Here is a 21,573-nt window from a genome sequence, read left to right on the forward strand (position 1 = left end):
GACTGCACGGGTAATCCCTCATCGCGGTGCGCCCGGTGTCACCTCACCATGCTGCGGAGTTGCCTGGTCGCGACGGAGAGGGCCGCCAGGTCGTGCTCCCCCGACTCCGTGACGGCGTCGAGCGTGTGCCGGGCGCGCGCCAGCCGGGCCGCGTTGCGGTCCTCCCACTCCCCGATCTTCTGCTCCGCCGTGTCCACCACTTCACTGCCCGAGATCACGTCGAGGCACAGTGCCCGGACCGTGTCGTACAACTCGTCGCGCAACGACAACCGGGCCAGCGCGTTCCACCGGGTTCCCCGTCCCAGCTGCGAGACCCCCACCAGGAGGTGCACCAACCCGAGGCACTCCCCGAGCCGGTAGTACACCTCGGCCACTTCGCGGGGATCGCGTTGGGTGATGTCGGCGATCTCGACGATGTCCAGCAACGCGAACCGGTCCAGGAGCAGTTGCACCCGCCCGGCCAGGTCCGCGGGCACACCACGGGCCACCAGCGCGGCCGTGCGACTCCGGAGGTTCTCCGCGTCCTCACCGCAGAGCCAGCCCGCGACGCGCGGTGTCAGGTCCGCGACGCGGTCACGGAATCGGGCGATCTCCGCCCCGACCGCGAGCGGCTGGGGCCTGCGGGTCAGCATCCATCGCGACGCCCGGTCGAGCAGCCGCCGGGTGAACAGCGTGAGGTCGTCCGAGAGCGCGGCGTCGAGGTCGGCGTCCCGGATGTCGCGCCGGAGCGACGGCAGGTCGAACACGGCCGACACCACCGCGAACGCCCGCACGGCGTCGGCGCTGCTCGCTCCGGCCTCCTCGCCCAGCCGGAACGCGTAGGTGATGCCGCCGTTGTCGACGACGTCGTTGGTGAGGACCGTCGCGACGATCTCCCGGCGCAGCGGATGGTCGCCGATGGCGTCGCCGAAGGACTCCCGGAGCCTGCGCGGGAAGTACCCGGCGAGGGCGTCCGCGAAAGCCGGGCTGTCGGGCAGGTCGCCGGCCAGCAGGTCCGACTTCAGCACCAGCTTCACGTGTGCCATGAGGGTCGCGAGTTCGGGCGAGGTGAGTCCCGTCTCCGCGCGCTCCCGGGCGGCGATCTCCTTCCTGGACGGCAGCACCTCGATGGCGCGGTCCAGACCGTAGCGGCCTTCCAGATGGCCGATGAGCCGTCCGTGCACCGTGAGGGATGCGGTTGCGTCGGCCCGGCACGTGCCCAGCACGTCGTTCTGGGCGACGTTGTCGGAGAGCACGAGACGCGACACCTCCCCGGACATCTCGGCGAGCAGACCCGTACGGTCGTCGGCTGCGAGACGGCCGCCGCTGACCAGGGCGTCGAGCAGAACCTTGATGTTGACCTCGTGGTCGGAGCAGTCCACGCCCGCCGAGTTGTCGAGAGCGTCCGTGTTGATTCGCCCTCCGGTGCGGGAGAATTCGATGCGTCCCAGCTGGGTGAAGCCGAGGTTGCCGCCCTCACCGACCACCCGGGCCCGGACGTCGGCACCGTCGACGCGGACGCCGTCGTTCCCCTTGTCCCCCACGTCGAGATGGGTTTCGGTGGCCGCCTTCACGTATGTTCCGATGCCGCCGTTCCACAGCAGATCCACCGGTGCCTGCAGGATCGCGCGGACGAGGTCCGGTGGGGACAGTTCGGTGGTCCCGGGGCTCAGTCCGAGTGCGCGCCGCGCCTCCTCGCTGATCGGAACAGTCTTCCTCGACCGTTCCCACACACCGCCGCCTGCGCTGATCAAGCCGGGCGCATAGTCCGCCCACGACGACCGCGGCAGCGCGAAGAGCCGTTCCCGTTCCGCGAACGATGTGGCTGCGTCGGGGTTCGGGTCGAGGAACACGTGCCGGTGATCGAATGCGGCGACGAGCCGGATGTGCGGGCTCGCCAGCATTCCGTTGCCGAACACGTCGCCGCTCATGTCGCCGATCCCGACGGCCGTGAATTCCTGCGACTGGGTGTCGACACCCATTTCGCGGAAGTGCCGCTTCACGCTCTCCCACGCGCCCCGGGCGGTGATGCCGAGCGCCTTGTGGTCGTAGCCGACGGATCCACCCGACGCGAATGCGTCACCCAGCCAGAACCCGTACTGTGCGGCAACGTCGTTGGCGATGTCGGAGAACGTCGCGGTGCCCTTGTCCGCGGCGACGACGAGGTACGTGTCGTCGCCGTCGTGCCGCACCACTCGCGGCGCCGGGATCACGGCACCGGTCGCGAGGTCCACGTTGTCGGTGACGTCCAGCAGTCCGCTGATGAAACTGCGGTAGCAGCGAACACCTTCGGCGCGTTGGGCGTCGCGATCGCGGAGCGGGTCGCCGGTGGGAGCGGGCGGGCGCGCGACGACGAACCCGCCCTTCGCGCCGACCGGCACGATCACCGAGTTCTTGACCGCCTGCGCCTTCACCAGGCCGAGCACCTCGGTGCGGAAGTCCTCCTTGCGGTCGGACCACCGCAGGCCTCCGCGCGCCACGGCGCCGAACCGCATGTGCACGCCCTCGACCCACGGCGAGTAGACGTAGATCTCGAAGCGGGGCCGCGGCTGCGGCAGTTCCGGGATCCGCTGCGGATCGAATTTGAACGACAGGACCTGACGTTCCCGGCCCGGGCGGGCGTAGCGGTTGGTGCGCAGCGTCGCCAGGACCACGTTCAGGTAGGCGCGCAGGATGCGGTCGGCGTCCAGGCCGAGCACGTCGCCGATCGCCGCTTCCAGCGAGGCGATCAGTTCGCCGCACTCCTCAGCGCCGCCCGGATCAGTGCCGTCCGGAACAGTGCCGTCCGGAACAGTGCCGTCCGGATCGAACCTCGCGGCGAACAGCCGGATCAGCGCCTGGGAGATCTCCGGATGATCACCGAGGACCGTCGCGATGTGGTTCTGGCTGTACGGGAATCCACCCTGCCGGAGGTACCGCGCGTATGCCCGCAGCACCTCCACCTCACGCCAGTCCAGGCCCGCGCGGAGTACGAGTTCGTTGAAGCTGTCCGTCTCGGCGCGAGATGCCCAGGCGGCGGCGAAGGTCTCCGTGAAGCGGCGCGGCAGCGCGTCGTCCACCGGCCCCGGCGACGCGTAGCGGATCCTGAACTCGTACATCCAGCACACCGTTCCGCGACTGTTCGCGACCGTGTAGGGCCGCTCGTCGAGGACCGCGACGCCCAAGCTCTGGAGGATCGGGAGAACATCGCTGAGCGAGGCGGATGCACCGCCGACGAAGAAGGTGAAGCGCCAGTCCGGCGCGTTCGCGTCGAGCCGCGTGTCGATCGCGCCGTCCGTCAGCCTCTCGAACACCACCAGATCGGCGTGGGCGCGCCGGGCGTCGAAGTCGTGCTTGTACACCTCCGGGAAGTGCTCCGAATAGTGCGCGAGGAGTTCGCGTTCGGCGGTGGCGAGTTCGTCGTGGAACCGGTCGTCCCAGGTCCGGCAGGCCCGGGAGATCCGACGCTGGATCTCCAGTCGCCGGGTGTCCGTCACCTCGGTGTCCGCCGGGACCCGCATCGTGAAGTGCACCATCGCCAGCGGGTACTCGGACACGTTCGTGGTGTATTCGACTGCGGTGCCGTCCAGTTCGTCCAGCAGGACGCGCTGGGTCGCCAGACGCGTCCGCGTGTTGTACCGATCGCGGGGAATGAACACCAGCGCCGACATGCTGTCGCCCGGGACGTCCGTGCGCAGGAAGAGGTGAATGTGCTCGCGCGCGGTGATGCCGGCGACCTCGGTGAGGGCCGAATGCAGCGAATCCGGGCTCGCCGCGAACAACTCGGTCAGCGGCAGCGCCTGCACGACCTGCAGCACGGCCTGCCCGGAGAACGAGTCGATGTCGAAACCGGCACGGTCGAGCAGGGCCCGCACCCGGCGTCCCGCACCCGGGATGTCCAGGACGTTCTCGTGCCTGCCCGCGGGGGTGAACGCGCCGACGAAGCGGTGCTCCACTCCTCCGGCCCGAACCCCGACCACCGACGGGTACGACGACCGGTGCACGGACACCGGAAGCGCCGCCTGCCCGATCGCCAGGACGGGACCGGGCTCCGTGGCCGGCGCCCGATCGCCCTCGCGGTCGTGGAGCACGCCGAGACTCTCCTCGGGTGCGCCGTCGGCGCCGTACCGCGCGTACCCGAGGACGGTGAAGTTGCCCGCCTCGCACCACCGCAGGAAGTCGGCGGCCTCGCGGACTTCTTCGGACAGCGAGTCCTGCCCGGTCTGCGAGTCGAGGTGTTCGGAGACCTGGATCTGCAGTTCGCGCATGCGCGCCAGATCCCGGTCGACCCGGCGCACGTCGGCGAGGACGGTGTGCAACGCCCCGACCAGTGCCGCGACGACGGAGTCCGCGGTGTCGGAGCGCAGACCCACGTGAATCCACGACTCCGCCGTCCCCGGGTCGGGCACAGGCGAGAGGTCGGTGAGGATGCCCGACTCCGCGCGGTGGGCGACGAGGACAGGATGCAGCGCCTCCTCGATCGGGGCGCCGACCCTGGCCGCGGTCAGCAGTACCGATTCGACGAGCAGTGCCATGTCGTCGGTGACGATCTGCACCGCGGGCCCGATCCCGCTGGGGTCTGCGGCGTCGATTCCGCGCACCACCGCGGTCCCGGGGTTCCGGTGTCGCCCGGTCTCGAGATGCGTGTTCGCGATGCGATCACGCGCCTGCGGATCTGCGCCGTCGACGGTGGGATGACCGGCGGTGCGGAGGTAGAGGTCGCGGAAACGCTGGGGCGCTTCCGGAGCGGAAAACTGCTGTTCATCGCGCTCGAGCGAGTGTGAGGACGTCGAAATTACTCTCATGTCAGTACCTTCCGTCGGAAGCATCGACACTCCCGACTGGTGCAATGGCGGGCCGGCACGCCTCTCGGCTGGGTCCTTGGAGAACGCTTGACAGGGGGTTGTCTATACAGGACTATACATCTAAGGCGATAAAAAACGTGAGTCAGAGCACACTGGATTCAGGACATGGGACAGAGCACCCGGGACCGACCCAGCAGCGCCGGACTCGTCACAGAGAGACAAACAGGCCTATGACACACGAGGGACCTCCCGAGATCAGCCTCGCGCCGGAGCGTCGCACCATCGACGTCGTTCCGGACGACGAGCGCCACGGATCTCCGCGCAGCCAGTTCACGCTCTGGTTCGGCGCCAACATGCAGATCACCGCGATCGTCGACGGCGCCCTCGCGGTCGTCTTCGGCGCCGACGCGCTGTGGGCCATCGTCGGCCTGCTGATCGGCAATCTCTTCGGTGGTGCCGTCATGGCGCTGCACTCCGCCCAGGGCCCGCGCCTCGGCCTGCCCCAGATGATCTCGAGCCGGGCCCAGTTCGGCGTTCTGGGCGCCGTGCTGCCGCTGGTCCTCGTCGTCCTGATGTACCTCGGTTTCGCCGCCACCGGCAGCGTGCTCGCAGGTCAGGCCGTGAACGAGATCCTCCACATCGACAACCCGACGGTCGGCATCCTCATCTTCGGCGCGATGACCGCGTTCGTGGCGGTGACCGGATACAAACTCATCCATGTGGTCGGCAAGATCGCGACCGTCGTGGGCATCATCGGATTCACCTATCTCGCGATTCGCCTGTTCGCCGAGTACGACGTGGCCGCGTTCGTCGGGAACAAGGGCTTCGACATCGTCACGTTCCTCCTCGCGATCTCGCTCGGCGCAGGCTGGCAGCTGACGTTCGGACCGTACGTCGCGGACTACTCCCGCTACCTGCCGCGCTCGACGAGCGAGCGAAAGACGTTCTGGTCGACGTTCGCGGGCAGCGTGATCGGCTCGCAGTGGTCGATGACGCTGGGCGCACTCGTCGCCGCCGTGGCCGGGGATGCGTTCCTCAGCGACCAGGTCGGCTTCATCGGCGAACTCGCCGGACCCGCCGCGATCGCCCTGATGATCTACCTGGTGATCCTGGTCGGGAAGCTCACCGTCAACTGCCTCAACGCCTACGGCGGGTTCATGTCGATCCTCACCACGGTGACCGCCTTCAACGGACAGTCGCGCATCTCGTCCCGGGCCCGCACCCTGTACATCATCGGGTTCGTCGCGATCTCGATGCTCATCGCGATCGGCGCCAGCGCCGACTTCCTCAACAACTTCAAGAACTTCGTCCTCGTGCTGCTGATGGTCTTCACCCCCTGGAGCGCCATCAACCTGATCGACTACTACCTCATCTCCAAGGAGCGCGTGGACATTCCGGCGCTGTACGACCCGGCGGGCCGCTACGGCCGCTGGAACAAGACGGCGATGATCTGTTACACCGTCGGCGTTCTCGCGCAGATCCCGTTCCTCGCCCAGAAGCTCTACACCGGACCCGTCACGGAAATGCTGGGCGGCGCGGACATCTCGTGGATCGTCGGCATTGTCTTCACCGGCGCCATCTACTACCCGCTCGCGCGGCGCAGCAGCAACCCACCCCCGTCGATGATCTATCCGGCCAGCACCGCCATGGCGGATTCGCGACTGTGAATCACGCTGACACCCAGACTTTTCCCTCTTCCTCGTTCGACCATCAAGGAGTACACGACATGACCACCACGACGCCTCCGGTTTCCGGACCCCGCCACGTGTCGGCGCCCCGCGGCACCGAACTGACGACACTCGGCTGGCAGCAAGAAGGCGCCCTGCGCATGCTGATGAACAACCTCGACCCCGAGGTCGCCGAGCATCCCGACTCCCTCGTCGTCTACGGCGGCACCGGCAAGGCCGCGCGCAGCTGGGAGGCGTTCGACGCGATGGTCCGGACGTTGAAGACCCTGAAGTCCGACGAGACGATGCTGGTGCAGTCCGGAAAGCCGGTGGGCGTGTTCCGCACCAGCGAGTGGGCGCCCCGCGTCCTCCTCGCGAACTCGAACCTGGTGGGCGACTGGGCCAACTGGGAGGAGTTCCGCAAGCTCGACGCCCTCGGCCTGATCATGTACGGGCAGATGACGGCCGGGTCGTGGATCTACATCGGCACGCAGGGCATCCTGCAGGGCACGTACGAGACGTTCGGCGCGGTGGGCCGGAAGCGCTTCGGCGGTTCGCTCGCGGGCACCATCACGCTGACGGCCGGGCTCGGCGGCATGGGCGGCGCCCAGCCCCTCGCCGTGACGATGAACGACGGCGTCGCGATCTGCGTCGACTGCGACGTCACCCGCATCGACCGCCGGATCGCGCACAAGTACCTCGACACCAAGGCCACCGACATCCGCGACGCCCTGCGTCTCGCGATCGAGGCCCGCGACGCGAAGCGCCCGCTGTCGATCGGACTCGAAGGCAACGCCGCGGAGATCTTCCCCGAACTGCTCGCCATGAACGCCCCCATCGACATCGTCACCGACCAGACGTCGGCACACGACCCGCTGTCGTACCTGCCGCTCGGGGTCGATTTCGCCGACATGAAGGCGATGGCCGACAAGGACCCGGTGAAGTTCACCGAGGACTCCCGCGCGTCGATGGCACGGCACGTCGCCGCGATGGTCGGCTTCCTCGACAAGGGTGCCGAGGTGTTCGACTACGGCAACTCCATCCGTGACGAGGCCCGCAAGGCCGGCTACTACCGCGCGTTCGACTTCCCCGGATTCGTGCCCGCCTACATCCGTCCGCTGTTCGAGGAGGGCCTCGGCCCGTTCCGCTGGGCCGCGCTGTCGGGTGACCCGAAGGACATCGCCGCCACCGACAAGGCGATCCTCGAACTGTTCCCCGAGAACGAGCACCTCAAGCGCTGGATCACGATGGCGGGCGAGAAGGTGGCGTTCGAGGGCCTGCCGGCCCGGATCTGCTGGCTCGGTTACGGCGAACGGCACAAGGCCGGCCTGAAGTTCAACGAGATGGTGGCGTCCGGCGAGCTGTCCGCGCCCGTCGCCATCGGCCGCGACCACCTCGACTCCGGATCCGTCGCGTCCCCGTACCGCGAGACCGAGTCGATGCTCGACGGCTCCGACGCGATCGCCGACTGGCCGCTGCTCAACGCACTCGTCAACACCGCGTCGGGGGCGTCGTGGGTGTCCATCCACCAGGGCGGCGGCGTCGGCATGGGACGGTCCATCCACGCCGGTCAGGTGTGCATCGCGGACGGCACCGATCTGGCCGCCGAGAAGCTGGAGCGGGTCCTGACCAACGATCCCGGCATGGGCGTCATCCGGCACGCCGACGCCGGATACGACCACGCGATCGACGTCGCCAAGGAGCGCGGCGTGCGCGTGCCGATGTCCGAAGGATGACCGCAGGCCCGAGCGACCGTATTTTCGAACCACTGGAAGGAACAGCAGTGACAGCGAACACTTCCCGCGCCACAGTGCTGACCGGCATCGGCACCCTGGTGACCAACGACCCGACAGTGGGGGAAGGTCCGCTTGGGCTGATCCGCGACGCCGCCGTCGTCTTCGACGGCGGCGTGGTGGCCTGGGTCGGCCGCGCCGACTCGGCGCCGGCCGGGGACGTCGGGCACGATCTCGACGGCCGGGCGGTGCTGCCGGGCTTCGTGGAGAGCCACTCGCACCTCGTGTTCGGCGGGGAACGCGCGGAGGAATTCGCGGCGCGCATGGCGGGACAGCCGTACGCGGCGGGAGGTATCCGCAACACGATCGAGGCGACGCGGAACGCGACCGACGAACAGCTCGAGGCGAACACGCGGCGGTTGCTGGACGAGTCCCTGCGGTCGGGCAGCACCACCGTGGAGTGCAAGACCGGGTACGGGCAGACGGTCGCGCACGAACTGCGCAGCACGACGATCGCGGCGTCCCTCACCGACGAAGTGACGCTGCTCGCCGCTCACGTTCCGCCGCCGGAATACGCGGGGCGCGCCGACGACTACGTCGCCATGGTGTGCGCGGAGATGATCGACGCCTGTGCACCGCAGGCGAAATGGATCGACGTGTTCTGCGAGACCGGCGCGTTCGACCGCGATCAGGCACACGCGGTTCTCACCGCCGGAATGGCGAAGGGGCTCATCCCCCGCGTCCACGGCAACCAGCTCCGCGAGGGCCCGGGAGTCCAGCTCGCCGTCGAACTGGGGGCCGCGTCCGTCGACCACGTCTGCTACACCACGCAGGCCGACATCGATGCGCTGGCACAGAGTTCGACGGTGGCCACTCTCCTGCCCGGTGCGGATTTCTCGACCCGGAACAAGTACCCGGACGCCCGGGCCCTGCTCGACGCGGGGGTCACGGTGGCTCTCGGTGCGGATTGCAACCCCGGCACCAGCTACACCACCAGCCTGCCGTTCTGCATCGCGATCGCGGTGCGGGACATGCACATGACCCCGGACGAAGCCATCTGGGCGGCGACCGCGGGCGGTGCCCGGGCACTGCAACGTGCCGACGTCGGGGTCCTGCGACCCGGAGCGCGGGCCGATGCCCTCGCCCTCGACGCACCGTCGTACCTACACTTGGCCTACCGGCCCGGCGTCCCCCTGGTCCGCGATGTGTGGCGGGGCGGCGAACTCGCCTGGTCCGCGCACACCGGTCACGAGAAAGCGAGGGCCCTGCGATGATGGAGAACCTGCTGATTCCCCCACCCCCCTGGATCGGCAGGGTGGACGGCACGTCGAGTCACCACCTCCGCTGGCACCAGGCGGTCACGCCACTTCACGACGACTCCGAACCCGGCGCCTGCGTGTTCGTCGGCTTCTCGAGCGACGAGGGCGTGGAGCGGAACAAGGGTCGCCGCGGGGCGGCCCGCGGGCCGGACGCGCTGCGGGCCGCGCTGGCGTCGATGGCGCTCGCCGAGCCGCTCCGCGCGTACGACGCCGGCACCGTCGCGGTCACCGACAACCGCCTTGAAGCCGGGCAGATGGCTCTCGGCGCCGTCGTGGCCGCGACCCTCGACGCCGGCCAGTTCCCGGTGGTCCTCGGCGGCGGCCACGAGGTTGCCTACGGCACATACCTCGGTCTGGCGCAGGCAGCCGTCCGCACACCCAAGCGGCGGATCGGGATCCTGAACCTGGACGCCCACTTCGACCTGCGGTCCGATCCGGTCCCCAGTTCGGGCACACCGTTCCGGCAGATCCTCGAACAGGAGCATGCGGCGGGCACCGCCCTGCAGTACTCCGTGCTCGGCATCAGCCAGCCGAGCAACACCACCGCGCTGTTCGACACCGCACGCGGATACGACGTCCGGTACCTCCTGGACGACGACTGCTCGGTCTCCGACCGGCACCGGGTGGCCGTCTTCGTCAGCGAGTTCCTGTCGGACGTCGATCTCGTCTACCTCACCATCGACCTCGACGTGCTTCCCGCCGCCGTCGCGCCGGGAGTGAGCGCTCCCGCCGCGTACGGCGTGCCTGCGGAGACGATCCAATTCGTGTGCGACGCCGTCGCCGCCAGTGGCAAGCTCGCCGTGTGCGATGTGGCCGAACTCAATCCGTCGTTCGACATCGACAACCGCACCGCCCGCATCGCGGCCCGGTTGATCCATCGGATCGTCACGAAGCGGGTTCCCATCGTCCGCTGAGGTCGCCCGGAACCGTCCGCTCAGCGCTCCCGCAGCACGGCGCGCAGACGGGTGACGAACGAGGCCGGGTCCTCGGCGAAGCCGATGTGGCCGCCGGGGAACATTGTGGGATCGACGCCCAGTTCGGTGGCGAGCGCCCGCGACGTACGGTCGCAGAGCTGACCACCGGACTCCTCGCCGATCCCGACTACGACGCGGGTGGGGGCCGAGCGCAGGGCGGTGATGTCCGGGCACCAGCGGGTGGTCGGGCGCAGCATGTGCGCGTGCTGGAAGTAGTCGTCGGCCTCGGTCTGCGGATCCCGTTCGCCCGCGAACATCTGCTGGAACACCTCCTCGGGCAGGTGGATGTTCGCCAGGGCCAGGAACTTCCTCCACGCCCCCACGACGTCCCCGGCGAGGTGCGCGTCAATGATGTCGTCGGTCTTCACCCGCAATTGCTCGCGGTCGGCGAGGAGCTCGTCCAGTGGCGGCTCGTGGGCGATCACGGTGTGGACCAGCTCGGGGTGCGCCTGCACGAGCGCGAGCGCGCTGACGGCGCCGCCGCTGGAGCCGAACACCACGGCAGGGCCTGCGTCGAGGTGCATCAGGAGCCGGGCGAGGTCGTCGGCGCGCATCTCGGGGGTCGAATCGCGGTCGCGGTCGTCGACCGGGCTGCGGTGGATGCCCCGCGGGTCCGTCGTGAGCACGGTGTAGTCGGACGAGAGCAGATCGGCCGCGGGCGCGAAGGAGTCGGCATCCATCGGGGCGCCGACGAGCACCACGACTGGGCCCGTGCCCCGTACCTCGTAGTACAGCCTGGCACCGGGGACATCGAGGGTCCGGGCATCGGCGGTGGCGCTCGATGTGGGATTCATCGAGTTCTCCTCGTTCGGGGTGGTGATTCTCGGTCGCAGGTAGGACCGTCGCCGACGGGCAGAATCATCGGTTGTCGAGGAAAATTTCTTCCGCAGACCTGGTACAGCGACCAGGATCCGAAGGAATCGTGGGCGTACCACTGGAAGCACGCGCGCCTTGATGACAGGATATATCCACGCGAACGGGATCTCGATGTGAGTTCCCGGGCGGCAACTGCAGGGAGTGAACGGTATGGCGCAGGGTGTTGTGAAGTGGTTCAACAGCGAGAAGGGCTTCGGATTCATAGCGCCGGACGACGGCAGCGCGGACGTGTTCGTTCACTACTCCGAGATCTCAGGCAGCGGCTACAAGTCGCTGGAGGAGAATCAGCGGGTGGAATTCGAGGTCGGACAGGGCCAGAAGGGCCCGCAGGCCCAGAATGTCCGGGCCGTCTGACCGACGCCCCGATGACACTGCGACGAGGTCGCAGATGACACTGTGACGAGGTCGCACCCGAGCGGTGCGGCCTCGTTGTCGTGACAGGCCCCGGGACAGCTATCTCGCGAGGCCGAAGCTTCCCACCTGGTTGCCGCCCACGTACACGGCCCCGGTGTAGGTCCCGTCGGCGTTGGGGGACATTCTGTCGCTCAGGAATCCCAGACCTGATGGGCTTTCATCTGTTGCTGATGTATCGAATACTCGCTATCAGTTTCTGGCACTATCTGCCACCGCGAATTGGTGACTGCGGAATTCGTGGGCTGCCGGTCGTCGGGTGCGCAAGGGCGCCGACGGAGGGTCGGTTGCCTTCTCAGCGCGCGGGTTCGGGTCCCAACTCTGTGACCTCGCGGACCGCGGCTTCTATCTGGACAGGACTGCATCACGGGTGTGCGGGAGCGACTCCGGAGGAGGAGAGGGCGGAGGCTTCTATTTCCCGGGTGTCGGGTTCGGCAGAGCAAGAGGTGAAGCCGGCCGAACAGGAAACAATGGTACGGAAGCAACGCTATCGGTGCGGTATATCGGATCTGCCGGGATCGCGGTTCGTATCCCAGGGGAGCAGCGGGCGGGGCGCGGCCGGATGCTCGACGACGCGACCCGGAGAGCCGGCACCCGGTGGTGTGGTGTGGCGGGATCGATTGCCCAGGTTCGCCGGTGGGCTCGAGCGGTACTTGTCGGCGGTCGGCGTTACAGTCGAGGCCCTACGAGGTGGCGTGGTAGAGGGCGGGGAAAGGGGGTAATCGATGAGCTTGTCGGGCGATGGCGGAGCTTCTCGGAAAAGCGACAGGCCAAGTTGCATTCGGGTTGTTCCTGGCGCCGGGTCGGCCGGCATGATCGGGCTGGGGTCGACGGCGCCGCGGCAGTTCGCGTTCACCACCCGCGCCCACGCGGCGGTCGACGACGCGACCGGTGAGCCGATCGGACTCGACGATGTCGACACCCGGGTGGGGTGGCTGCTCGACCTGATCGCCGCGGCCGGCGGCGAGTTGGTGTCGCGGCTGTGGCAGCCGGTCACCTTCGAGGTCCTCGCCGCCGGACGGGACGGTGCGGGCCGCAGGCTGCCCGCACAGGGTCACGTCGCCGCGGCCCGTCTCGGCTGGAACCCGCACTACCCGACCGGGGTCTACGTGCCCTCGCGCGTCACGCGTGTGGTGACGGCGCAGGTGATGACGTCCCTGCGGACCCTCGCCTACCGGGACACCGCGATCACGGCACTGTCTGAGCGGTTCGACCCGCCCCGTCCACGCTCGGTGCCGCCGCAACCGCAGCATCGGGCCCAGACGGACTGTCCTCGGATTATCGGGGCGTCACCTACGATGACCGCGGCCTCGGGACGAAACTGGCGCGCCTGCAGGCCGAGGGGCAGATGCTGCACCGCAAGGCCGCCCGGTTGACGCGGCTGGCCGCCACCGCCCCTCCCGAGGTCCGCGCCCAACTGGAGGGGAAGATCGCCGTCCTCAACGAGCACCGGACTGCGGTGGGCATCAAGCGCGGGAAGATCAACCGGGAGCTGGGATTCCACTTCGCCCGCCAGGTCACCGACTACGCCGAGGCGGCGGGTGCGCAGGTGATCGCGGTCGAGGACCTCACGACCCTCGAGACCCGCGGGCACGGACGGGTCAACAACAACCGGGCCGCGCAATCGGCCCGCCGTAAAGCGACCGCCGCGCTCGCGCACACCGCCGCGGGTGTGGGTATCGCGGTGGTGTCGGTGCCGGCCCGCGGATCCTCCGCGCAATGTCCGGGGTGCGACGAACCGCTTGCCCGTCCCGGCGGCTATCACCCCGCGTGGTGTTCGGGGTGCCGGGTCGGCGGCAACCGCGACCACATCGCCGGGGTGAACCTGGCCAAACGGGCACTGCTCGGCAAGAACAAGATCACCCGGCGGCGGGGGCAGATGCCCACGGTCCGGGTCGCCGAGCACGCGCCGGTGCGCAAATGCCGCGACAAGAACGGTCCCACGCCGAGCAGGCCACGGCATCGCCGGGTCCGCCGCAGCCTGCCCACCGTGACACCGCGGTTGGGGTGACTCCGAACAGGCATGTTCCTGCACCTCGAGCGTCGGTGTGGGACACGGTCAAACACGAACCACCACAAGGTGATGCGGGTAGCCGTGACACACGTACATCTCCAACACCCGCCACACCGGTGGCAAACAGTATGAGATCTACGTAGACGCTGTAATCGATGACGGTGTTTCCGTTCCGTCCTGCGAAGTCGTGCCCGCGAGTCCGGTCAGGCCGAACGCGAAGTTGTTGACGACCGTGCCGCCCTGGAACGTCTTGCCCTTCCAGATCAACTCACCCGCCGGCGCGGTGGTCGTTCCCTGAACGTGCCGGACGGCACGGCGGGTTCCGCCACGCCCGTCCCCGCGCCGGCGAAAACCGCGCCGATCATCGATCCCGCGGTGACGATCCCTCGTGTGATCGTGCGCATGAAGCCTCCCTCTGCCGTGCCGCACGGAGTGTGCGCTGTGCGTCCGTGGTCGAGTACCCGCTTCCGTGCCGTGGACACCGGCACCCCTGGACAAATTCGCCGGTCTCCTTCATAGTCGATATGCCACCAAGTGGCATTGCCATTTCACTAGGTGGCAATCTCGATCTTCCGACAGGAGTTTCCGTGACCGATCAGCTGCTCGACGCCGCCGAGTTCCGCGGCGCAGTGCGTGCATTCGCCAACCGTGAGATCCACCCCGGCGCGGCGTTCCGTGACGAGACGCGGGAGTTCCCGGCGGAGTTGGTGAAGCGACTGGGCGAACAGGACCTGATGGGCATCTCGGTGCCCGAGGAGTTCGGCGGACTGGGCCTGTCCACCAAGACACAGCTGATCGCGATCGAGGAGGTGGCCCGCACCGACGCCGCCCTCGCCTCGATCTACACCGCGCACTACCTGGGGCTCGAGCCGATCCTCGTCGGCGGAACCGAGGAGCAGAAGCACCGGTGGCTGCCCCGGCTCGCGTCCGGTGAGCTGCTCGCCGGGTTCGCCCTCACCGAACCGGACGCCGGCTCCGACATCGCCTCGATGCGCACGACGGCGCGGCGCGAGGACGACGGGTGGCACCTGTCCGGTTCGAAGACGTACATCTCCAACGCCAAGGAGGCCGATCTGGTCGTCCTCTTCGCCAAGACCGATCCATCTGCAGGCTTCCGCGGCATCACCGCGTTCGTCCTCCCCCAGGGCACCCCCGGCGTGAGTTACTCGGAGCCCCAGGACAAGCTGGGCATCCGGTCCGCCCCCACCTACACCGTCTACCTCGACGACGTGGTGCTTCCCCACGACGCCGTGGTGGGAACGGAGGGCCGCGGCGGCAACATCGCGCTCACCGCCCTCAACCGCGCCCGCGTCGACGTGGCGGCGATGGCCAACGGAATCGCCCTGCGCGCTTGGGAACTGGGCCGCTCCTACGCCGCCGAGCGCAAGCAGTTCGGACACCCCATCGCCGAATTCCAGGCGATTCAGCTGTTACTGGGTGCATGCGACGCGCAACTCGTCGCCTCCCGCGTCACCGCGGACTGGGCGGCGGACGTGAAGGATGCCGGGGCCGACCTGCGCCGCGCCGCGTCCGTGTCGAAGTACGTGGCCACGGAGGCCTGCTTCTCGATCGTCGACCAGACCGTGCAGATTCACGGCGGTGCCGGTTTCATGCGCGAATCCGAAATCGAACGCCTCTACCGCGACTGCCGGATCCTCCGGATCTTCGAGGGCACCTCGCAGATCCAGCTGCTCACCATCGCCTCCAACGCACCGTCCCCGCGCTCGACCGACTTCTGAGAAGGGCCCGTCATGCCTACGCTGCCTCCCCTCGACGGCATCCGCGTCGTCGATCTCTCCCGCGTCCTGGCCGGACCGTACTGCACGGCGCTGCTCGCGGACGCCGGCGCCGACGTCGTCAAGATCGAACCCGCCGCCGGCGAGGACTCGCGGCACCTGGGCCCGTTCCGCGACGGCGAGAGCATCTATTTCAACGTGCTGAATCGCGGAAAACGCTCGCTGGCACTGAATCTCAAGGACGACGCGGATCGGACGGTGCTGTTCGATCTCCTCGACACGGCGGACGTTCTCGTCGAGAACTTCCGGCCCGGGGTGACCGCCCGCCTCGGCATCGACTACGACACCGTCCACACCCGCAACCCCCGGCTCGTCTACGCGTCCATCTCCGGTTTCGGGCAGGACGGGCCGCTCGCGGGTTCGGCCGCCTACGACCTCGTCGTGCAGGCGATGTCGGGGATTATGAGCATCACCGGTTCCCCCGAATCCGGGCCGACCCGGCTCGGCGAATCGTTCGGCGACCTCGTCGCGGGACTGTTCGCGGCGTGGGGCATCAGCTCCGCCCTGGTCGGCACGCGGGAATCGGGTGTGGGGCAACACCTCGACGTCGCCATGTTCGACAGCATGCTGGCCATGCTCCCCACCGCGCACAGCCAGTTGCAGGCGTCGGGGGTCGCACCTGTCGGAGTGGGCAATCGCCATCCCGTCTCCACCCCGTTCGACACGTACCGGGCGTCGGACGGCCTGTTCGTCTTGGCCGTCGCCAGCCGGTCCGGATTCGAGAAGCTCGCCCGCACCATGGATCGCGCAGACCTTCTCGGCGACAACCGTTTCGCCGACGACACGTCCCGCACCGATCACGAACCGGCCCTGCGCGCGGAGATCGAGATCTGGGCGAAGGACAAGACGGTCGCCGAGGTGGTCGCGATCCTCGGCGCGGCCGGACTGGCGAGCTCCGAGATCTGGAACGTCGAACAAGCGTTGTCGTCCGAGCAGAGCAGGCACCGCGGACTCGTGGAGTCGTTCGATCATCCGGTCGCGGGAACGATCGACTACGTCCGGCAGCCGGTCGTGTTCGGCGACAGCGCGCGCCCCGGGGTCCGCCGCAGCCCACTGCTCGACGAACACCGGCAGCCCCTGCTGTGCGAGATCGCGTCGCGGTAGATTCACGCCGACACCCGCGACCGTCAGGAGAGAACCCATGGCCCCCGGAGATGTGACCCGCAGCGCGAGCCGCACCTTCGAACTGCTCGGCGCGATCACCGAGCAGGGCGGGTTGACGCTCGGCGACGCTGCGAAGGCGGCCGGTCTCGCCACCAGTACCGCGCTGCGCCTGATCCGCAGCATGGAGCAGAGCGAGTTCCTGGTCCGCGGCGACGACAACGTCTACCGGGCCGGGCCGCGACTTCTCCAGATCGGCGCCCGGGCGATCAGCGACAACCAGCTGCTGTCCCGGGCGCGGCCCGCGATGGTCGCGATCGCGGAGGGAACCCGCGAATCCACGTACCTGTCGACCCACGGCCCGAAGGGCACCGCCCTGTATCTCGCGCAGATCGAGGGCACCCACGCGATCCGGCACATGGGATGGGTGGGGCAGACGGTGCCGCTCGAGGGCACGGCCGTCGGCGCCGCGCTGCGGGGCGACCTGCAGAGTGAGGGATACGCGATCGCCCACGACACCATCGAGGACCAGTCGACGGGTGTGGCGGCCCCGATCTACGACGCGGTGGGGCGGATCGTGGGCGCGCTCAGCATCATCGGGCCGACGTTCCGCCTCGACGACGCACTCTGCGCCCAGCACGGTCTCGTTCTCGTCGAGCGTTGCCGTGCGCTGTCGGCCGAACTGGGCTCCCCTACCCGGTGAGCGGCGGTCAGCTGCCCATGCTGGTCCGGACGAACTCGCGGAACGTGAGGACCATCGGTTCGCGGGCCCGGCCCCGCCGGTAGATCAGCGAGAACGGCGCTTGATAGCCGAACGACGCCGGCAGGATCGGGCGCAGCCGGTTCCGGTCCACCCAGTACTCCGCGTAGTGCTCAGGCAGGTATCCGATGTATGCGCCGGACAGCACGAGGATGAGCTGCGCCTCCATGTTCTCCACCGTCGCCGAGGGTTGGGGGAACCCCTGGCGGGCGAGTTCCTGCTCGGACCAGTAGCCGCGGGTCACCATCCGCTGTTGCGTGATGACCTCCGGCGGCACCCGCTTCCTGCCGAACAGCGGGTGCTTGTCGCTGCAGTACAGCCAGTGCTGCTCCCGGTGCAGCGCCTGGGAGACGAGGCCGTTCATCGGTGAGGCGAACGCACCGACCGCGACGTCGATGCGGTCGTCGAGCACGCCGACCTGCAGTTCGTGCGGCGTCTGGATCTTCAGGTCGAGGTAGACGGCGGGGTGGTCCTTGCTGAACACGCCGATCACGTCGGCGAGCGGCAGGGTGGCGTCGGTGACGGTGGAATCGAGAACCCCGATGGTGAGGGTTCCCCTGAGCTCCCCCTGCAGCGCGGCGCCGTAGCGTTCGAAGCCTTCGAGTTCGCCGAGGATGCGCAGGCATTCCTTGTGGTAGAGCTCGCCCTTGCTGGTGAGGCCGAAGCCGCCGCGGCCGCGGTGGCACAGCACGATGCCGAGGTGGCGCTCGAGCTGGCTCATGTAGGTGCTGATCGCGGAGGCGGACAGTCCGAGTTCCTGCTGCGCGGGCGCGAACCCCTGGTGGCGGACGACGGCCGCGAAGATCTGGAGGAGCTTCAGATCGGGCAGCGAGCTGCGCATCGCACTCCTCCGGCGGGGTCGAAAACAGGGTGTGAGCTGGCTCGCACCATCACTTCACGATTTTCTGAAGTAATTATTTGTATCAAGTGATTTATTTCACGTCAATGTTCTCCTACCGTCTAGGGCAACGGTCTGACGAGACCGGCACCGACGGGACCACCGCGCCCGTCATCACCGATCCGCTAGGACACGTGAAGGACGCACCATGGACATCACCATCATCCTGATCTACCTGGGCGCAATGCTCGCGTTCGGCTGGTGGGGCAAACGCCGGGCGAGCAACTCCAGCGAATACCTCGTCGCCGGCCGCCGCCTCGGCGGATTCCTTTACACCAGCACGATGGCGGCGGTCGTCATCGGCGGCGCCTCCACCGTCGGTGGCGTCGGCCTCGGCTACAAGTACGGCATCTCCGGAATGTGGCTGGTCGTATCGATCGCCGCCGGTGTCCTCCTGCTCAGCCTGCTCTTCGCCGCGCGGATCCAGCGCCTGAAGGTCTACACCGTCTCCGGGATGCTCAAACTCCGGTACGGCATCGACGCCACCGGGGCGTCCGGTCTCGTGATGATGGCCTACACCCTCATGCTCACCGTCACCTCCACGATCGCCTACGCCACCATCTTCAACGTGCTGTTCGGCTTCGACCGGACCCTGTCGGTGGTCCTCGGCGGCCTCATCGTCGTGGCCTACTCCGCGATGGGCGGCATGTGGTCCATCACGCTCACCGACGTCGTCCAGTTCGTCATCAAGACCATCGGCGTCTTCTTCCTGCTCCTCCCGTTCACGTGGAGCAAGGCGGGCGGGTACGCCGGCATCAAGGAGCGCGTGGGCGAACAGGCACTCGGGCTCGGCACCATCGGCACCGGCACCATCATCACGTTCTTCGTCGTCTACACACTCGGCATCCTCATCGGACAGGACATCTGGCAGCGGGTGTTCACCGCGAAGTCGCCGGAGGTCGCACGGTGGGGCGGCGTCACCTCCGGCGTCTACTGCCTGCTGTACGGCGTCGCGGGCGCACTGATCGGTCTGGCCGCGTCGGCCCTCATGCCCGACATCGGTTCGTCCGACGACGTGTACGCCGACGTCGCCGTCCACGTCCTGCCCGTCGGTCTCAGCGGCATCGTCCTCGCCGCCGCGGTGGCCGCTATGATGTCGACCGCGTCCGGCGCGCTGATCGCCACCGCCACGGTCGCTCGGCAGGACGTCCTTCCGCTGGTCGCCCAGATCTTCGGCCGCACACGCCCCGAACTGGACACGTCCGATCCGGAAGCCGACGTGCGCGGCAACCGCCTCTACGTGATCGTGATCGGCCTCGTCAGCATCGTGATCGCCGCGCTCATCAACGACATCGTCTCCGCGCTCACGATCGCCTACGACATCCTGGTCGGCGGGCTCCTCGTCCCCATCCTCGGTGGACTGGTCTGGAAGCGCGCCACGGGAACCGCGGCGATGGCGGCCATGGCGGTGGGCACCGTGGCGACCATCGCGACGATGTTCGTCGTCGGCGACGTCATGGCGAACGAGCCGGTGTACGTCGGACTCGTCAGCGCGCTGGTGGTGTTCGTGGCCACCAGCCTGTTCACCGCACCTACCCCGGCGAACGTGATGTCCGTGTGGAACGCGCGAGTGTCGGGAAAGGCCGAGGAAGACCCGGTTCCGGTCCCGGCACCGATAGCCTGAGTGACACCGGCGCACGCGGGTGAGTGCGCACGAGCGGGAGGAAAGAACGTGCCGAAGATCGTCGACCACGACGAGCGGAGACTGGCGCTCGCCGACGCCGTCCTCGCGTTGATCGCCCGGGAGGGGATCTCCGCCGTCACCACGCGAGCGGTGGCGGAGGAGAGCGGGTGGTCGACCGGAGTGTTGAACCACTACTTCGGGTCCCGGCACGAACTGCTCCTCGCTGCGCTTCGCCGGGCCGGCGACATCCAGGGCGACCGGTACCGCACGATTCTCGACGAGGAGGGCGCCGGCCCGATCGAGAAGCTGCGGAACATCACCGCCAGCATCCTGCCGCTCGACGAACGCCGACTGGCGATGACCCGTGTGTTCCTGTTCTTCTACGCGGAGGGCGCGGCCGAGGAAACCGCGCGCGGTGAGATCGCGGCCTTCCTCGCCCGCTGGCGGGGCGTCGTGCGCGAGTCGGTCGTCGCCGCACAGCGGGAGGGCACCGTCTCCGCCGACCTCGACGCGGACGCCGTCACCGTCGCGCTGGTCGCGCTGACCGACGGTCTTGCATTACAGGCCATCCTGGATCCCGTTGTCATGGAAGCGATCAGCGCGGACGACGCGGCGGCCCGCTGCGTCGACGCCGCCGTGCGACGAACCACCGAAGAAGCGGGGGCAGTAGGCAGATGACCGACCGCGTCGTCGTCCTCGACGACTTCATTCCGGCCGACGCACTGTCCGATTCGATTGCTGCCGCAGGTATTTCCGCGGATGTCGTGCACCAGTCCGAGTTCCCGTCCGGCCCGGGCATCATCGCCCTGCTCGTGGGTCCGGAGACCACCGGACTCGAGCCGCGTCACCTGTCGGATCTCCCGGACCTGCGACTGTTGTCGGCCACGTCCGCCGGGTACGACCACCTGCCGGTGTCGGCGGCCCACCAACGCGGTCTCTGGGTCACGCGTGCAGTGGACTACTGCACCGAGGAGGTCGCGGATCATGCGCTCGCGCTCACCCTCGGACTGCTCCGATCCACTCACACCCTCGACCGCTCCGTGCATGCCGGCGGGTGGGACGTCACCGCCACGCCGCCGCGGCGGATCGCGGGAACAGTGCTGGGCCTCTACGGCTTCGGCCGGATCGCCGGCGCTTTCGCATTGCGCGCCCGAGCCGTGGGGATGACCGTCCTCGTCAGCGGCCGCGGACTGGGCGACCGCGTAGGGGAACTGGCGGCCGAGGGTATCGAGGTGGTCGGGTTCGAGGACCTGCTGCGCCGTTCCGACGTGCTGAGCCTGCATGTTCCCCTGACTCCCGAGACGCAGGGTCTGATCGACGCCCGTGCGCTGTCGACGATGAAGCGCGGCGGGTATCTGGTGAACGTCTCCCGTGGCGGGCTCGTCGACCACGACGCGCTCGGAGCCGCGCTGCGCGGTGGGCACCTCGCCGGTGCGGCCGTCGATGTTCTTCCGAACGAACCGCCCGCACAGGACGATCCGATCCTGCAGATCCCGAACCTCGTGATCACCCCGCACGCCGCGTGGTACTCACCGCAGGTCGCGCACACCCTGGCGCAGCAGTCGGCGCGCAACGTCGCGGCGGTCCTGACCGGCACATCCCCGGCGGGAGTCGTTGCCGCACCGGGGATGTGATCG

At 68.5% G+C, this 21,573-nt stretch carries 15 protein-coding genes and 1 pseudogene; 12 read left to right on the forward strand and 4 right to left on the reverse strand.

Annotation, left to right across the window (positions count from 1 at the left end; all coding sequences use genetic code 11):
- Positions 1 to 38: 38 nt before the first annotated feature.
- Entirely contained in the window at positions 39 to 4,763 is a 4,725-nt protein-coding gene (locus GO592_RS26365; protein WP_007300896.1) for an NAD-glutamate dehydrogenase, read from the reverse strand.
- 230 nt (positions 4,764 to 4,993) lie between these two features.
- Between GO592_RS26365 and GO592_RS26370 the strand changes: the two genes are divergently transcribed.
- Genes GO592_RS26370 through hutG form a run of 4 tightly spaced genes read left to right on the forward strand, consistent with a single transcriptional unit; the run spans position 4,994 to position 10,396 of the window.
- On the forward strand, positions 4,994 to 6,430 hold the full coding sequence (locus GO592_RS26370; RefSeq protein WP_005258709.1) for a purine-cytosine permease family protein: 1,437 nt from the start codon (positions 4,994 to 4,996) through the stop codon (positions 6,428 to 6,430).
- A gap of 59 nt (positions 6,431 to 6,489) precedes the next feature.
- A complete protein-coding gene (gene hutU / locus GO592_RS26375; protein ID WP_007300895.1) occupies positions 6,490 to 8,166 on the forward strand; it encodes a urocanate hydratase in 1,677 nt (558 codons plus the stop codon).
- Between the two features lie 47 nt (positions 8,167 to 8,213).
- A complete protein-coding gene (hutI, locus tag GO592_RS26380; protein ID WP_007300894.1) occupies positions 8,214 to 9,437 on the forward strand; it encodes an imidazolonepropionase in 1,224 nt (407 codons plus the stop codon).
- Positions 9,434 to 10,396, forward strand: coding sequence for a formimidoylglutamase (hutG, locus tag GO592_RS26385; RefSeq protein WP_039952892.1), 963 nt, complete (start codon positions 9,434 to 9,436; stop codon positions 10,394 to 10,396). Before hutI ends, hutG begins: the two co-directional genes overlap by 4 nt.
- A gap of 20 nt (positions 10,397 to 10,416) precedes the next feature.
- Here hutG and GO592_RS26390 read toward each other — a convergent pair whose 3' ends face one another.
- Positions 10,417 to 11,250: an alpha/beta fold hydrolase gene (locus GO592_RS26390; protein ID WP_007300892.1), complete on the reverse strand. Its 834-nt coding sequence runs from the start codon at positions 11,248 to 11,250 to the stop codon at positions 10,417 to 10,419.
- A gap of 232 nt (positions 11,251 to 11,482) precedes the next feature.
- Here GO592_RS26390 and cspE point away from each other — a divergent pair, with 232 nt between their 5' ends.
- Together cspE and GO592_RS26400 are read left to right on the forward strand one after the other, a co-directional pair.
- Positions 11,483 to 11,686, forward strand: a complete 204-nt coding sequence (gene cspE, locus GO592_RS26395; protein ID WP_005244612.1) for a transcription antiterminator/RNA stability regulator CspE — start codon at positions 11,483 to 11,485, stop codon at positions 11,684 to 11,686.
- A gap of 869 nt (positions 11,687 to 12,555) precedes the next feature.
- A pseudogene (locus GO592_RS26400) lies at positions 12,556 to 13,900 on the forward strand (zinc ribbon domain-containing protein).
- A 120-nt stretch (positions 13,901 to 14,020) separates the two neighbouring features.
- Here GO592_RS26400 and GO592_RS44690 read toward each other — a convergent pair.
- On the reverse strand, positions 14,021 to 14,161 hold the full coding sequence (locus tag GO592_RS44690) for a hypothetical protein (RefSeq protein ID WP_237720623.1): 141 nt from the start codon (positions 14,159 to 14,161) through the stop codon (positions 14,021 to 14,023).
- Between the two features lie 183 nt (positions 14,162 to 14,344).
- Here GO592_RS44690 and GO592_RS26410 point away from each other — a divergent pair, with 183 nt between their 5' ends.
- From GO592_RS26410 to GO592_RS26420, 3 genes are read left to right on the forward strand one after another with little or no spacing between them, the layout of a single operon-like run.
- Entirely contained in the window at positions 14,345 to 15,496 is a 1,152-nt protein-coding gene (locus tag GO592_RS26410; protein WP_007300891.1) for an acyl-CoA dehydrogenase family protein, read from the forward strand.
- Positions 15,497 to 15,508: 12 nt separating this feature from the next.
- Positions 15,509 to 16,657, forward strand: coding sequence for a CaiB/BaiF CoA transferase family protein (locus tag GO592_RS26415; RefSeq protein ID WP_007300890.1), 1,149 nt, complete (start codon positions 15,509 to 15,511; stop codon positions 16,655 to 16,657).
- A gap of 37 nt (positions 16,658 to 16,694) precedes the next feature.
- Complete coding sequence (locus GO592_RS26420) at positions 16,695 to 17,357, forward strand: IclR family transcriptional regulator (RefSeq protein ID WP_007300889.1); 663 nt, start codon at positions 16,695 to 16,697, stop codon at positions 17,355 to 17,357.
- Positions 17,358 to 17,364: 7 nt separating this feature from the next.
- Here GO592_RS26420 and GO592_RS26425 read toward each other — a convergent pair whose 3' ends face one another.
- Entirely contained in the window at positions 17,365 to 18,255 is an 891-nt protein-coding gene (locus GO592_RS26425) for a LysR family transcriptional regulator (protein WP_005244617.1), read from the reverse strand.
- A gap of 205 nt (positions 18,256 to 18,460) precedes the next feature.
- Here GO592_RS26425 and GO592_RS26430 point away from each other — a divergent pair, with 205 nt between their 5' ends.
- The 3 genes from GO592_RS26430 to GO592_RS26440 are packed head-to-tail and all read left to right on the forward strand — an operon-like array spanning position 18,461 to position 21,570.
- Positions 18,461 to 19,936, forward strand: a complete 1,476-nt coding sequence (locus tag GO592_RS26430) for a sodium:solute symporter (RefSeq protein WP_007300888.1) — start codon at positions 18,461 to 18,463, stop codon at positions 19,934 to 19,936.
- A gap of 48 nt (positions 19,937 to 19,984) precedes the next feature.
- Positions 19,985 to 20,614, forward strand: coding sequence for a TetR/AcrR family transcriptional regulator (locus GO592_RS26435; RefSeq protein ID WP_005258663.1), 630 nt, complete (start codon positions 19,985 to 19,987; stop codon positions 20,612 to 20,614).
- Positions 20,611 to 21,570, forward strand: coding sequence for a C-terminal binding protein (locus GO592_RS26440; protein ID WP_007300887.1), 960 nt, complete (start codon positions 20,611 to 20,613; stop codon positions 21,568 to 21,570). The genes GO592_RS26435 and GO592_RS26440 overlap by 4 nt, the downstream gene beginning before the upstream one ends.
- Positions 21,571 to 21,573: the final 3 nt, after the last annotated feature.

Origin of the sequence: Rhodococcus sp. 21391, assembly GCF_016772255.1 — a bacterium.
Lineage (GTDB): Bacteria > Actinomycetota > Actinomycetes > Mycobacteriales > Mycobacteriaceae > Rhodococcus_F > Rhodococcus_F opacus.